Consider the following 15,544-nt stretch of genomic DNA (forward strand, 5'->3'; position numbering starts at 1 on the left):
TTAAAAAATAACTTCACATCCCTAATGCAAGATTAATCAAATAGTTGACGAATATTCTGTTCACCTAAACCAGGCCCAACACTCATTCCTAAACCCGTTCGCATCAATACTGCAGTGACTTTTTCACTCGGCGTTAAAATTGAAATCGGCTCCTTTCCTTTTGCCCCATAAACCCCTTGCCAACGCTCTTTTACTTGAACCGAACAACCTAATGTGTGCTCAGCTAACTCTATCAGGAGGTTATCAACCTCTTCGCTGTTAAAGGGCTGTGCATCTAAGCTATATTCGTGAGAATCACCAATAATAAGATCGCCATAAGGAGTCGGGGTAATTAATAAATGAATACCATACTGCTCAATCAACGGCGATTGCATTTTAATTTCTTTCGCTAAAGCCTGTGCCTCAGGTAAATCGGCAAATGCACCATAGTGAGTACAACTTAATCCCGTCATTAGCGCATGCGCCAATCCAATATTTTGCTCTGCTGTCACTCGCAACATCTGCAGGCGGCAAACTATAGGATCAAGCTTTTTTATTTCGTCAGCCAGTAATGTTTGATAATCGTGCCCTGAGCAGACAATGATCTTTTCTGCACTAAATGTGCCATTACTGGTGATCAATGTCCCCGTATCTACATCAATATCCCGTACTAATGTGGAAAAATAACTCGTTACATTAGCTAAGCTGCCTAAATAAGCCGCTAACTGTGGGATCGCTTCTCGCGAAAATAGCACCTGATCTTCTTTGCCATGCAACGCCGCTTTATGGTGTTGCAATTGACCACCATAAACCGTGGCTAATTGTGTTTTAGAAAGTAATTCACAATCATAACCATAGGTTTTAGCTCGACCATCGACAAAGGCTTCAAGAACAGCTTGCTCAGATTGTGTACGTGCTAATAGATAAGTCCCTTTTTGACGCGTTAAAAATTTAGCCTGTTTGGCCATAGTTGCCCAAATTTCACGACTATTTTTCGCTAAATCTAGCATTTTTCCCGGCGCTTGACCCAAAATTAATCCGTGACCAAAATTACGTACAGAAGCGCCCACAGGCGTGTAACTGCGCTCAAAAATAGCAACACGTAAACCTCGCTGAGTCGCTGCATACGCATGAGATAAACCAATAATGCCCGCACCAATAACCGCAATATCAAATTTCATATGACACCCTAAACAAGATAGAGTGCATCGCACCCTATCTATTAATTAATAAAGTAAAAAATAATTATTTTGCACTCTTACCGTCATAGCGCTTACGCCATTCAGTTAAAATGGTGTCGCGCTTTTCAGCAGCCCAAATAAAATCATTTTTAATTAAACGTTGAGCATAATCGCGAGGTAATTCTGTTTGGCTTACGGGTACACTGGTATTGGCTAATACAGCAAAATTAGCACTATAAAGCTTCATCGCTTCCTTTGAGGCGGAAAAATCAGCCAATTTTTGCGCGGCATCTCGCTTATTAGTTCCTTTGATTATCGCCGTTGCTTCAATATCCCAACCCAATCCTTCTTGCGGTAATATGATGTCTAGTGGTGCCCCTTGTCGTTTCAATTGGATCGCCGGATATTCAAAGGATATGCCTATCGGGTATTCCCCCGATGCAGCCATTTTGCAGGGTTTGGAGCCAGAATGAACATATTGACCAATATTCTGATGCAACTTGTCCATATATGCCCAACCCTCTTGTTCACCAAATATTTGTAACCAAGCACTTACATCTAAAAACCCAGTGCCTGATGATGCCGGATTTGGCATAACGATTTTGCCTTTGTATTCAGGCTTAGTGAGATCTTGCCAAGAAGTGGGTTTAGATAACCCCAATTTTTGTGCTTCTATCGTGTTGTAGCAAATCGTTGCCGCCCAGACATCCATACCAACCCAAGTTGGCGGGTTGTTGCTATCACGAAATTTCACATCAATATCATCTAACTGCGCCGGAGCATAAGGCTCAAGCATATTTTGCGCTTTTAATATTGCTAAACTTGATGCAGCTAATCCCCACACAACATCGGCTTGAGGACGATCTTTTTCTGCTAATAATTTAGCGGTGATAATCCCCGTTGAATCTCTTACCCATTTTATTTTTATATCAGGATATTTAGCCTCAAATGCTTGTTTATAAGCTTGTAATTGTTCACTTTCTATTGCGGTGTATACCGTAATTTCAGTCGCTGCAAAGACCGTTCCCGCAGAGAATAATAAGCTGGTGGCAAGTATCAGTTTTTTTAACATCATGCGATTTTCCTAGTATTGCTATGTGAGAGAATTAAACCTTTAAATTTATTGTTTAGCTTCACGCTGATGCCACGCTTGTGTACGGCGAAGAACACCTTGCGAAGCAATAGATAACAATATCGAAACTCCTGCCGAGGTGGTTAAAATCAATGTCGACATAGCCGCCGCGCCACCAATATTGCCAGCATCATCCATATTCAATACCGCAACCGCGGCTAAAATAGTGTCTGGGCTATAAAGGAAGATCGCCGCGGAAACCGTTGTCATAGCAGAAACAAATAGATAACGATAAATATCTAATAATGCCGGCAAACAAAGAGGAATAGTGATACGCCAAAAGTGACGATATAAAGGCGCTTTTAAGGATAATGAAGCAGCCTCGAATTCTTTATCTAACTGGCGCAGTGCCGTGCTCGCAGTCATATAGGCGGTAGTGAAAAAGTGTGCAATGGAGCACAGCACTAATAACACCATACTGCCGTATAAAAAGTTCAGTGGATTATTCGGTAAGTTAAAGAAAAATACATACCCTAATCCCAACACTAACCCCGGAACGGCCATCGGTACAAAACTTAACATACGTAGCAGATTGTTAAGCCAAGAGTGAGAAGCCGTTTTCTCTATTAAGTAAGCGCCCATAAAGATCAGAAAACAGCCGATAGTGGCAGTGTAAAATGCCAAAATAATACTGTTGGTATAGGCGAGCCAGCCCCCGGGCAATCCTTCAAAATTATAATGACGTAACGAAAACGATAAGTTATAAGGCCAGAACTGAATAAAAGAGGAGTAAACGGCCGTACCAAATACCAATAAAAACAGCGCGCAAATAAGCATCACAAATATTAGATAAAGCGTGTCACGCTGAAAATTAGCTTTTGGCAAATAGAATTGGGCACGCGAGCTCATTGCATCACGTTGACGTTTACGTAACCAAACATCGACACCGAAGGTCAACAATGCAGGTAGCAATAACAACATACCGATTAAAGCACCGCGGCCAAATTGTTGCTGACCAAGCACGGCTTTATAGGCTTCTAACGCCAGTACTTGATAATCTCCGCCGACGACAACCGGAATACCAAAGTCAGTAATAGTTAACGTAAATACCAAGCACAATGCTGCGAAAATCCCATGTCGGCTCGATGACCAAGTGACACTACGAAAAGTGCGCCAAGAAGACGCCCCTAAGCTAGATGCAGCATCAAATAAACGAGCATCAGACATAGATAATGCGGAGAGTAAAATCATTAGCGCATGAGGAAAAGTGTAGATCACCTCACCAAGCACTAATCCCCAATAACCATAAATACTCTCTGTGAGTAAGCTACGCAATAGCCCTTGGTTACCAAATAGATAAACCAATGCTATACCCGGTAGCATAGAAGGAGCAAGTAAGGGTAATAGTGATATTCCACGCCACAAGGATTTAAAAGGGATCAAGGTGCGATGTAGAGCATAAGCAAACAGGTAAGCCAGTGGCACCGTAATAACAGCAACGCTTAACGAAACACTAATACTGTTACCCACCAACCACAGAAAATTAGCACTGGTGAACAAATCAATGGCAGCCTGAAAACCACCACCTTGTGATATATCAGGCGTAAAACCTCGCCAGAAAATAGCCAATAAAGGCAATAAAACCCCAAGAGTAAGTAAGCAAATAATAAATAACTTACCACCAGCAACAAACAAACTATCTAAACGATTAATAGATTTGGTAGGTACTATCACTGACATTATCTCGCTACCTTACGCAAATATGTGTAGTTCATTAGCCGGTAAAGTCACTTTAACTTTACCGTTTTGAATACTATGTAGCTCAGCAGCAGAGATCTCGGCTTGTAATAAATGTCCCGGTAAATGGTCTAATTCAAACTTCATAATGCAACGACTTCCCAAAAACACCACATTTTGTATATTGGCATCGTATTGATTATGTTTGTTTTGTATTGGGTTAATTTTGATTGATTCAGGTCGACAAAAGAGACGCCCTTGATTATGAGGTACTGCAGTATGTTTTAATTGGACTTCTCGTGAGCCAATCATCGCCTCACCGTGCTGATTTCTATTGAAAGGTAACCAGTTACCTTTTCCTACAAACTCTGCAACAAATGGTGTTTGTGGATGGTTGTAAATCTCTTCACTACTGCCGTACTGCTCAACTTTGCCGTTATTCATTACAGCTATCCTATCGGCCATCAGCATGGCTTCATCTTGATTATGAGTGACCATTAGCGTAGTGATATTTAAGCTTTGCTGTAAATTACGTAGCTCCACACACAAATGTTCACGCACTTGTGCATCTAATGCCGACATTGGCTCATCCAGTAATAGTAAAGAAGGGGCAGGAGCCAAAGCACGAGCCAATGCCACGCGCTGTTGTTGACCGCCAGATAATTCTCCTGGATATTTTTTCTTTCGGTCTTGTAAACCAACTAACTCCAGCATTTCATTAACGCGATCTTTAATCATATTACGAGGCTGACCGGCTAAACCATACGCAATATTCTGCTGTACCGTCAGGTTAGGAAATAATGCATAGGACTGAAATAAGATCCCATAGTCACGGGCTTGAGGGGGAAGGTGTGAGATGTTGTTATCGTAATTAAAGATACTACCGTGATCTTGTGTTTCTAATCCGGCAATACAACGTAATAATGTGGTTTTTCCACATCCAGAAGGCCCTAATAGGCAGACTAACTCGCCTTGTTTAATCTCTAAAGAAACACCATCTAAAGCAATAAATTGATTAAATCTCTTTTGAATATTCTCTACACGAATATGTGGCATTGAGCCATTTTGTGAGTTTATATTGAACTGTAACATATCGCTTACCACGCCAATTTATGATGATTGACTAGAGATTAAGCGACAATGATTAAAGTTTTATGAAAATTTAAAACTGATTTATATTTTTTTTAAATGACTAGTCACTAGACTATTATTACAAAGATAAAATATAGATTTTAAATTTATATTGTAGAAAGATTATTAATAACATCTCTATTATTTTTAGGCGTTACATTAAAAAGATACCTTATTGATTTTATTTTAATTTTCTTCGATATATTTATAGTAATAATATATTTATCTGATAAAAAAATAAAAACCTTACGCACTTTTTAATCTATTCACTTTTTACACTCGTATTTATTTTTGTAATGTTTTTTAATAACAAAGAAATTAAAAATAATAGTGAGTTAAAAATGCCCCGCACCTGAAATTAAGATACGGGGCAAAATTGGCAATAAACTATTAAATAATATTACTCAACAGTCACTGATTTAGCCAAGTTACGAGGCTGATCGACATCAGTCCCTTTAATTAACGCCACATGATAAGAAAGTAACTGTAATGGTACAGTATAGAAAATTGGCGCAATTAACTCTTCAACATGAGGCAGAGAAATCAGTTTCATTGTTTCACTTTCTTCAAAGCCAGCATCTTGATCAGCAAACACATACAGTAAACCACCACGAGCGCGCACCTCTTCAATATTAGATTTTAATTTCTCTAATAATTCATTATTTGGCGCTACGATGATAACGGGCATATCAGCATCAATTAAAGCAAGAGGTCCATGTTTTAATTCACCAGCCGCATAAGCTTCTGCATGAATATAAGAGATCTCTTTTAACTTTAATGCGCCTTCTACCGCTATTGGATATTGATCACCACGGCCTAAGAAGAGTGCATGACTTTTTTCTGAGAAGTCTTCTGCTAAAGCTTCAATCACTTTATCTTTCGACAACATACTTTCAATACGGCTCGGTAGTGCATGAAGCGCCATTGCAACTTGTTGTTCAAGGGCTTCAACACCTTTAATGCGTCCCATATAGGCCACTAGCATTAATAAAACGGCCAGTTGCGTTGTAAAGGCTTTGGTTGAGGCAACCCCAATTTCAGCCCCTGCTTTAGTCATTAACACAAATTCAGATTCACGTACTAAAGAAGAGCCAGCCACATTACAAATTGCCAGCGATGATAAATAACCTAACTCTTTTGATAAGCGTAATGCTGCTAGAGTATCTGCCGTTTCACCCGATTGAGATAAGGTTATCAGTAAACTATTGCGACGAGTCGCTGGTTTGCGATAGCGATATTCTGATGCAATTTCCACATCACAGGGGATCCCCGCTAAAGATTCAAACCAATAACGCGATACCATACCTGCGTTATAAGATGTACCGCAGGCAACAATTTGAATATGTTCCACTTGAGATAAGATCTCTGGTGCTTTAGATCCTAACTCACTAAGATCAATACTTTCTGCTTTTAAACGCCCTTCAAGGGTGTTTTTAATGGCTAAAGGCTGTTCGTAGATCTCTTTTTGCATATAGTGACGATAAATACCTTTGTCACCCGCATCATATTGCACATTCGATTCGATAATATCACGATTAACTTCTTCGCCATTAACATCATAAATATGCACATGACGACGAGTAATTTCGACAATATCGCCTTCTTCAAGGTAGATAAAGCGGCGAGTAACAGGCAATAAAGCCAGTTGGTCAGAAGCAAGGAAGTTTTCGCCAACACCAAGACCTACGACCAGAGGGCTTCCTGAGCGTGCTGCCACTAATAGCTCTGGTGTACGACTATCCATAATGACAGTACCGTAAGCACCACGTAATTGAGGGATCACACGCTGTACGACTTCACGTAATGTGCCGCCTTGGCGCTGTTCCCAATTGACTAAGTGAGCAATAACTTCAGTATCAGTTTGAGAGGCAAACTGATAGCCCCGGTTAATTAACTCAGCTTTTAGCTCTTGGTAGTTTTCAATAATCCCATTATGTACCACGGCAATAGTGCCTGAGACATGAGGATGAGCATTATCTTGACAAGGTTCACCATGGGTTGCCCAACGGGTATGGGCAATACCTGTACCACCAATAACTTGTGTTTTTTCTGCTTCTTCTGCCAGCATCTGTACTTTGCCAACTTCACGCAGACGTGTCATATGACAATCATTATCGACAACAGCTAACCCCGCTGAATCATAACCGCGGTATTCTAAACGACGTAAACCTTCAATTAAGATTTCTGCGATATCGCGTTGTGCAACTGCACCTACTATTCCACACATTGTGTTATTCCTAAAACTGTGCGTTTTTCGCACTTGATGTCTTTATACCTGATTTTTTGTTCCCCAAGCCATGGTAGAAAACGGGGATATTTTTGTTTTTAGAATAATAGCGTACAAGAAAAGGGCGATAATGAAATATACGCCCTTATCTTAAAATTATTGTTTTTTCTTCACCGGACGTTTCCAGCCAGAAATATGTGTTTGCTTAACTCGGCTAATGACTAATTCGTTTTCGTTGACATCTTTTGTCAATGTTGTGCCTGCACCAATTGTTGCGCCATTGGCCACGCAAACGGGGGCAACAAGTTGAGTATCAGAGCCGATAAACACATCATCACCAATGATAGTTTTAAATTTATTTGCACCGTCATAGTTACAAGTGATAGTGCCAGCGCCAATATTCACATTAGCACCCACTTCAGTATCACCTAAATAAGTAAGATGACCCGCTTTAGAGCCAACGCCTAAACTGGCTTTTTTCATCTCAACAAAGTTACCAACATGTGCTTTGTCTGCCAGCTGTGCGCCGGGACGAAGACGAGCAAAAGGCCCAACAGTACACTCTTGCGCTAAATTTGCATCCTCGATCACCGTATAAGGGCTGATAATCGAACCATCACCGATCACACAGTTTTTCAGTACACAACCCGTACCAATTTCAACGTTATTACCTAAAGTGACTTCACCTTCAATAATAACGTTAGTATCAATCACCACGTCTTTTCCGTGAGTTAGCGTACCACGTAAATCAAAACGAGCCGGATCAAGTAACATTACCCCTTCAAGTAATAAGCGTTCGGCTTGTTCTGTTTGATAAATACGCTCTAATGCGGCAAGTTGTAAGCGGTTATTAACCCCTTCCATTTCGCTATGACGAGTAGGGTGAGCGGTTTCGATTTTACGACCTTCTTGGTGTGCAAGCGCAATAATATCAGTAATGTAGTACTCTTTCTGAGCATTGTTATTATCAAGCTTCGCTAACCAGCGTTTTAAATCGCCCCCATTAGCAACCAATATACCAGTATTGATCTCTTTAATTTTTAATTGTTCTTCAGAGGCGTCTTTTTGCTCTACGATACCAACAACATCGCCATTTTCGCGAACAATACGGCCATACCCCATAGGGTTATCTAAAATAACGGTTAATAAACCAATGCCACCAGCAGGTTTTACCGCAATTAAACGCTCTAAGGTTTCTTTAGTGATAAGTGGTACATCACCATAAAGCATTAGGATATCTTCATCATCAGCAAAGAAAGGTGCGGCTTGTTGCATAGCATGACCGGTACCTAATTGCTCAGCTTGTAGCACCCAATTGACAGGTTGTGAACCTAATGTTTCTTTCATAAGTTCACCACCGTGCCCATAAACAAGGTGGGTTTGTTGAGCACCAAGGGATTTTGCGGTATCAATGACATGTTGCACCATGGATTTGCCCGCAAGTTTATGAAGAACCTTAGGTAACTGTGAATACATACGGGTACCTTTTCCCGCAGCAAGAATAACAACACTTTTAGCTGAATTAGACATAATTAACCTGATAACTCCCGTAAAGAATGGCAAGTAAACCTGTTTATGCCAAATAATACTACATATTTCGTTACACAAAATATTTCTGAAAGCAAAAAAGCCAGTTAGCTATAACTAACTGGCTTTTTATTCATGGACTGCCTATTTACATTAGCGTCTAGTCAATTCGATTACACGTAGTTTTGCAATCGCTTTGGCTAATTCTGCTGATGCTTGAGCATAATCAACATCACCATGAGAGGATTGAATGTGTTCTTCAGCTTTACGCTTAGATTCCAACGCTTTCGCTTCATCCAAATCACGACCACGGATAGCTGTATCTGCCAGTACAATGACGCCTGTAGGCTGAACTTCGAGAATACCACCTGAAAGGTAGATAAACTCTTCTTCACCCGATGTTTTTACGACACGTACCATGCCCGGTTTTATGGCAGTTAATAACGGGGTATGCTGCGGATAAATACCGAGCTCACCTTCGCTACCAGTTACCTGAATATGTTTGACTTCGCCGTCATATAAATGCTTTTCAGCGCTGACAACTTTCAGGTGGAACGATGTATCGGCCATATCAACCTCCCGTCAGCCGTATTAAAGCTTCTTAGCTTTTTCTACTGCTTCTTCGATAGTACCAACCATGTAGAACGCCTGCTCTGGCAGGTGGTCATAATCACCGTTCAGAATACCTTTAAAGCCACGGATTGTGTCTTTTAGGGAAACGAACTTACCTGGTGAACCGGTAAATACTTCAGCAACGAAGAATGGCTGAGATAGGAAGCGCTGGATCTTACGCGCACGCGCAACAACCAGTTTATCTTCTTCTGACAGTTCATCCATACCTAAGATAGCGATGATGTCTTTCAGTTCCTGATAACGTTGCAGGATAGACTGAACACCACGAGCAACATCATAGTGCTCTTGGCCAACTACCAGTGGGTCTAACTGACGACTGGTTGAATCCAGTGGGTCAACCGCAGGGTAGATACCTAACGAAGCAATTTGACGGCTCAGTACCACTGTCGCATCTAAGTGAGCAAAGGTGGTTGCTGGGGATGGGTCAGTTAAGTCATCCGCAGGTACGTATACCGCCTGAACAGAGGTGATAGAACCTGTTTTGGTTGAAGTGATACGCTCTTGCAGAACACCCATCTCTTCAGCCAATGTTGGTTGGTAACCTACCGCTGATGGCATACGACCTAACAGTGCTGATACTTCTGTACCGGCTAAGGTGTAACGATAGATGTTATCGACGAATAACAGTACGTCACGGCCTTCATCACGGAATTTCTCAGCCATTGTCAGACCAGTCAGTGCAACACGCAGACGGTTTCCTGGTGGCTCATTCATCTGACCGTAAACTAACGATACTTTGTCAAGAACGTTAGAATCTGTCATTTCATGATAGAAGTCGTTACCCTCACGAGTACGCTCACCAACACCAGCAAATACAGAGTAACCTGAGTGCTCGATCGCGATATTACGGATCAATTCCATCATGTTAACTGTTTTACCAACACCCGCACCACCGAACAGACCGACTTTACCACCTTTAGCAAATGGACAGATTAAGTCCATAACTTTGATACCGGTTTCAAGCAGTTCTTGAGAGTTTGATAACTCTTCGTAAGTTGGTGCTTCACGGTGGATTGACCAACGCTCTTCGGTTTCAATCTCACCTTTCATATCAATAGGTGTACCCAGAACGTTCATGATACGTCCTAAAGTCGCTTTACCTACTGGTACTTCAATTGGGTGGCCTAAATCTTCAACCTTTAAGCCACGGCTTAAACCGTCTGATGTACCCATTGCGATACAACGAACGATACCACCGCCTAACTGTTGCTGAACTTCCAGCACCAGTTTTTCTTTACCATTCATAACCTCAAGAGCGTCGTATACTTTAGGGACGCTATCCTGAGGGAACTCGGCGTCCACTACGGCGCCGATTACCTGGACAATCTTTCCAGTAGCCATCTTGAATCCTCTACGTAATTCGTAAACCTAGCTGTTATACCGCGGCTGCACCAGATACAATTTCTGTCAGTTCCTGAGTAATGCTTGCTTGGCGTGCTTTGTTGTACACCAATTGCAGTTCTTTAATCAGATTACCACCGTTATCTGTAGCGGCTTTCATCGCGACCATTCGTGCTGCCTGCTCACTCGCTAAGTTCTCTACGACGCTCTGATAAACCTGCGATTCAATATAACGACGCAGTAAAGTATCCAGTAACGTCTTAGGATCAGGTTCGTACAGATAATCCCAAGATTTTTCTTTCAGTTCTTCATCATCACCTGGTGGTAATGGTAAAACTTGCAGAATTTTAGGCTCTTGGGCCATGGTATTGATGAACTTATTTGCCACCACATACAGTTTATCTAAACGACCTTCGTCATAAGCCTGCAACATGATATTGACTGGGCCGATAAGGTCAGATAGTTGCGGATCATCACCCATACCTGTTACTTGACCGACAACATTCCCACCTACAGAGGCAAAGAATGAAACGGCTTTAGAACCAACAAGGGCTAAATCTACTTCTACACCTTTATCAGACCACTCTTTCATGTCTGCCAGCAGTTTTTTGAACAAGTTAATGTTCAAACCACCACACAAACCACGGTCGGTCGAAACAACCAGGTACCCGACACGTTTAACTTCACGCTCTTCGAGGTATGGATGTTTATATTCCAGATTCCCTAACGCAAGGTGACCAATCACACTGCGCATGGTTTCTGCATAAGGACGGCTGGCTGCCATGCGTTCCTGCGTTTTACGCATTTTCGACGCGGCGACCATCTCCATCGCTTTAGTGATCTTCTGTGTGTTTTGCACACTGGCGATCTTCGAACGTATCTCTTTTGCGCCGGCCATTTCTGCTTCTCCTCATGAACCAGACGGCCTAATGATCATTATTAGGCCGAATAGTTATTACCAGGACTGAGTCGCTTTGAAGTTGTCTAGCACGCCTTTCAGCTTCGCTTCGATTTCTTCGTTATAAGTACCGGTCTGGTTGATTTCTTTCAGTAAATCAGCATGTTCACGAGAAGCATAAGCTAATAAAGCCGCTTCAAATGGCACAACTTTTGAAATTTCAACATCTTCCAGATAACCACGTTCTGCAGCAAACAGAGATAAAGACTGTTGTGCGACAGACATTGGTTCGTACTGTTTCTGTTTCAGCAATTCAGTCACTTTCTGACCGTGGTTCAATTGTTTACGGGTAGCATCATCCAGATCTGAAGCGAACTGAGAGAATGCTGCCAGCTCACGATACTGCGCAAGTGCAGTACGGATACCACCAGAAAGTTTCTTCATAATCTTAGTCTGAGCTGCACCACCTACACGAGATACGGAGATCCCTGGGTTAACAGCTGGACGGATACCTGCGTTAAACAGGTTAGATTCTAAGAAGATCTGACCATCGGTAATAGAGATTACGTTCGTAGGAACGAATGCAGAAACGTCCCCTGCTTGCGTTTCGATAATAGGTAACGCAGTCAGTGAGCCGGTTTTACCTTTAACTTCACCGTTAGTAAAGTTTTCTACATACTCAGCGCTAACGCGCGCTGCGCGCTCCAATAAACGGGAGTGCAGATAGAAAACGTCACCAGGGTAAGCTTCACGTCCAGGTGGACGACGAAGTAACAGTGAAATTTGACGGTATGCGACAGCCTGTTTAGACAGGTCATCATAAATAATCAGAGCATCTTCACCACGGTCACGGAAGTATTCACCCATTGCACAACCCGCATAAGGAGCAAGGTATTGCAACGCTGCTGATTCTGATGCAGAAGCAACAACAACAATGGTGTTTTCTAACGCGCCATGCTCTTCTAATTTACGAACAACGTTCGAAATAGTCGATGCTTTCTGACCGATAGCGACATAAATACATTTAATGCCAGAGTCACGCTGATTAATAATCGCATCGACAGCCAGAGCAGTTTTACCTGTTTGGCGGTCACCGATGATCAATTCACGCTGACCACGACCAATTGGGATCATGGCGTCAACGGATTTATAACCCGTCTGTACAGGTTGGTCGACTGATTGACGGTCGATAACACCTGGAGCAATCATCTCAACAGGTGAGAAGCCATCATGCTCTACAGCACCTTTACCATCAATAGGTTCACCCAGTGTGTTAACTACACGACCAAGTAGACCACGGCCAACTGGAACTTCCAGAATACGACCTGTACATTTAACTTTCATGCCTTCTGCTAAGTCAGCATAAGGACCCATCACAACCGCACCAACAGAGTCGCGCTCTAAGTTTAATGCGATAGCGAAACGGTTACCCGGCAGTGCGATCATCTCACCCTGCATAACTTCGGCTAAACCGTGGATACGAATGATACCGTCACTAACGGAAACAATCGTACCTTCATTGTGAGCTTCACTCACTACATTGAACTGAGCAATGCGCTGCTTGATCAGTTCGCTGATTTCAGTGGAATTCAGTTGCATATGCTCCAGTCCCCTTAAGACTGCAAGACGTCAGTTAATCGCTCTAAACGGCCACGAACACTACCGTCGATGACAAGGTCACCGGCGCGTATAATCATGCCTGCGATAACGGACTTATCAATTTTGCAATTCAGCTTCACTTTGCGTGATAGACGTTTTTCCATCGCTGCAGAAATGTTAGCTAGCTGCTGTTTAGTTAGCTCAATGGCAGAAGTGACTTCAACATCAACCGTTGACTCGAGTACTGCGCGCAATTGAATAAATTGGCTCAATACTTCCGGCAATGTTGATAAACGGTCATTCTCAGCCATAACACGAATTAAGTTCTGAGCATGTTCATCTATTTGATCGCCACAAAGGTCGATAAAGATGTCAGCCAGTTTTTCTGATGCTAAAGAACCAGAAAGTAATTCGGTTACCTGCTCATTGCGTGCAACTTCAGCGGTGAATGCCAGCATAACCTGCCATTTATCGACAGCCTGGTTTTCCACAGCAAAGTCAAAAGCTGCTTTGGCGTAGGGGCGAGCTACCGTTGCTATTTCAGACATGCCCCTCCCTCCTTACAGTTCAGCGACCAGTTTATCAACGATGTCGCTATTAGCAGCTTCATCCACGGAACGTTCAATAATTTTCTCGGCACCAGCGATAGCCAGCATAGCGACTTGTTTACGAAGTTCTTCACGAGCACGTTTACGCTCTGCTTCCAATTCGGATTGAGCTTGTGCAACGATCTTACTACGTTCTTGCTCTGCTTCAGCTTTAGCTTCTTCAATCATTTGAGTGCGTTGTTTATTCGCAGACTCAATGATTGCTTGTGCTTCAGCTTTTGCTTTCGCTAACTGTTCGCCTGCATCGGCTTTCGCTAAATCTAAGTCCTTTTTCGCACGTTCTGCAGAAGATAAACCGTCAGCAATTTCTTTTTGACGTTTTTCAATGGCCGCCATAATTGGTGGCCATACATATTTCATGCAGAACAAAACAAACAGGACAAATGCGATGGCCTGGCCGAGGATTGTTGCATTTAAATTCACAGCACAATACCTCTTTCTTGGTTATTAACTAACTTGATGTTTTTACTGCTCATCACCATCATTAGGCGACAGCAAACATCACGTAAAGGCCCAGACCCACAGCAATCATTGGGATGGCGTCAACCAGACCCATAACGATAAAGAACTGTGTACGCAGAAGAGGGATCAGATCAGGCTGACGAGCAGCACCTTCTAAAAATTTGCCTCCGAGGATTCCGATACCGATTGCAGCACCGATTGCAGCTAAACCCATCATAATAGCGGCAGCCATGTACAGCAGATCCATACTCAGGTTTTCCATGACAGTCTCCAGTTTGTTTCAGTTATTTCTTTAAAGAGTTAATAATTAATGTTCTTCAGATGCCATCGACAGATAAACAATCGTTAGAACCATGAAAATAAAGGCTTGTAACGTAATAATCAGTATGTGGAATATCGCCCAAGGTAGGCTTAATAACCACTGTGACCACCACGGTAACAGACCAGCAATAAGAATAAAGATCAGTTCACCCGCATACATGTTACCAAACAGTCGAAGACCGAGTGAAACAGGTTTTGATAGCAGGCTTACCCCTTCCAGAATTAAGTTGATTGGAATAAATACAGGGTGATTAAAAGGCTGTAACGTCAGCTCTTTAGTAAACCCTTTTACGCCCTTCATCTTAATGCTGTAGAAGAGAATCAGGATAAATACACCAATTGCCATCGAAAGAGTGATACTCACGTCAGCAGTCGGAACGATGCGTAACGCTGGTAACCCTAAGATGTGTTCACCGATATATGGGATAAAATCAATTGGTAATAAATCCAGGGCATTCATTAACAGCACCCAAACGAACACAGTCAATGCCAAAGGTGCAATGACTTTGCTCTTCCCGTGATACATATCACGAACGCTGCTATCAACGAAACCAATGACCATTTCTACTGCAGTCTGGAATTTTCCCGGTACGCCACTGGTTGCTTTTACTGCTACTTTTCTAAATATCCATAGGAACAAAAGCCCCATGAGTACAGAGAAGAAAAGTGAGTCAATATTTAACACCCAGAATGATGGCGTATTTTCAGCATGGGGATTGACCAACTCGAAAGTACGTAGGTCCAACTGAAGGTTATTCAGATGTCCACCTATGTAGTCTCTAGTGGTTAATGCTTCTCCTGATGCAGACATGATGCCAATTACCCTTT

General features: G+C 42.3%; 14 protein-coding genes. All 14 read right to left on the minus strand.

Annotated features, from left to right (window positions below; all coding sequences use genetic code 11):
- Positions 1-32: 32 nt before the first annotated feature.
- The 14 genes from HMPREF0693_RS15835 to atpB all read right to left on the minus strand — a co-directional run bounded on the left by HMPREF0693_RS15835 (position 33) and on the right by atpB (position 15,527).
- Positions 33-1,160, minus strand: coding sequence for a TIGR03364 family FAD-dependent oxidoreductase (locus HMPREF0693_RS15835; RefSeq protein WP_004246579.1), 1,128 nt, complete (start codon positions 1,158-1,160; stop codon positions 33-35).
- A 64-nt stretch (positions 1,161-1,224) separates the two neighbouring features.
- The gene (locus HMPREF0693_RS15840; RefSeq protein WP_004246580.1) at positions 1,225-2,235 is read right to left on the minus strand and encodes a putative 2-aminoethylphosphonate ABC transporter substrate-binding protein; all 1,011 of its coding nucleotides are present in this window, start codon (positions 2,233-2,235) and stop codon (positions 1,225-1,227) included.
- A gap of 45 nt (positions 2,236-2,280) precedes the next feature.
- The gene (locus HMPREF0693_RS15845) at positions 2,281-3,972 is read right to left on the minus strand and encodes a putative 2-aminoethylphosphonate ABC transporter permease subunit (RefSeq protein WP_004246582.1); all 1,692 of its coding nucleotides are present in this window, start codon (positions 3,970-3,972) and stop codon (positions 2,281-2,283) included.
- Positions 3,973-3,984: 12 nt separating this feature from the next.
- Positions 3,985-5,061, minus strand: a complete 1,077-nt coding sequence (locus HMPREF0693_RS15850; protein WP_004246583.1) for a putative 2-aminoethylphosphonate ABC transporter ATP-binding protein — start codon at positions 5,059-5,061, stop codon at positions 3,985-3,987.
- 439 nt (positions 5,062-5,500) lie between these two features.
- The gene (glmS, locus tag HMPREF0693_RS15855; protein ID WP_004246586.1) at positions 5,501-7,327 is read right to left on the minus strand and encodes a glutamine--fructose-6-phosphate transaminase (isomerizing); all 1,827 of its coding nucleotides are present in this window, start codon (positions 7,325-7,327) and stop codon (positions 5,501-5,503) included.
- Between the two features lie 156 nt (positions 7,328-7,483).
- Positions 7,484-8,857, minus strand: a complete 1,374-nt coding sequence (gene glmU / locus HMPREF0693_RS15860; RefSeq protein ID WP_004246587.1) for a bifunctional UDP-N-acetylglucosamine diphosphorylase/glucosamine-1-phosphate N-acetyltransferase GlmU — start codon at positions 8,855-8,857, stop codon at positions 7,484-7,486.
- A 150-nt stretch (positions 8,858-9,007) separates the two neighbouring features.
- Positions 9,008-9,424, minus strand: a complete 417-nt coding sequence (locus tag HMPREF0693_RS15865; protein ID WP_004246588.1) for a F0F1 ATP synthase subunit epsilon — start codon at positions 9,422-9,424, stop codon at positions 9,008-9,010.
- Positions 9,425-9,445: 21 nt separating this feature from the next.
- Positions 9,446-10,828: a F0F1 ATP synthase subunit beta gene (atpD, locus tag HMPREF0693_RS15870; protein WP_004246589.1), complete on the minus strand. Its 1,383-nt coding sequence runs from the start codon at positions 10,826-10,828 to the stop codon at positions 9,446-9,448.
- 34 nt (positions 10,829-10,862) lie between these two features.
- A complete protein-coding gene (atpG, locus tag HMPREF0693_RS15875; RefSeq protein ID WP_004246591.1) occupies positions 10,863-11,726 on the minus strand; it encodes a F0F1 ATP synthase subunit gamma in 864 nt (287 codons plus the stop codon).
- A gap of 57 nt (positions 11,727-11,783) precedes the next feature.
- A complete protein-coding gene (gene atpA, locus HMPREF0693_RS15880) occupies positions 11,784-13,325 on the minus strand; it encodes a F0F1 ATP synthase subunit alpha (RefSeq protein ID WP_004246592.1) in 1,542 nt (513 codons plus the stop codon).
- 14 nt (positions 13,326-13,339) lie between these two features.
- On the minus strand, positions 13,340-13,873 hold the full coding sequence (gene atpH, locus HMPREF0693_RS15885; protein ID WP_004246594.1) for a F0F1 ATP synthase subunit delta: 534 nt from the start codon (positions 13,871-13,873) through the stop codon (positions 13,340-13,342).
- 12 nt (positions 13,874-13,885) lie between these two features.
- A complete protein-coding gene (gene atpF / locus HMPREF0693_RS15890) occupies positions 13,886-14,356 on the minus strand; it encodes a F0F1 ATP synthase subunit B (protein ID WP_004246595.1) in 471 nt (156 codons plus the stop codon).
- A 61-nt stretch (positions 14,357-14,417) separates the two neighbouring features.
- A complete protein-coding gene (atpE, locus tag HMPREF0693_RS15895) occupies positions 14,418-14,657 on the minus strand; it encodes a F0F1 ATP synthase subunit C (protein ID WP_004246596.1) in 240 nt (79 codons plus the stop codon).
- A 45-nt stretch (positions 14,658-14,702) separates the two neighbouring features.
- Complete coding sequence (gene atpB / locus HMPREF0693_RS15900; protein WP_004246597.1) at positions 14,703-15,527, minus strand: F0F1 ATP synthase subunit A; 825 nt, start codon at positions 15,525-15,527, stop codon at positions 14,703-14,705.
- Positions 15,528-15,544 lie beyond the last annotated feature (17 nt).

Source organism: Proteus mirabilis ATCC 29906 (genome assembly GCF_000160755.1).
GTDB lineage: Bacteria > Pseudomonadota > Gammaproteobacteria > Enterobacterales > Enterobacteriaceae > Proteus > Proteus mirabilis.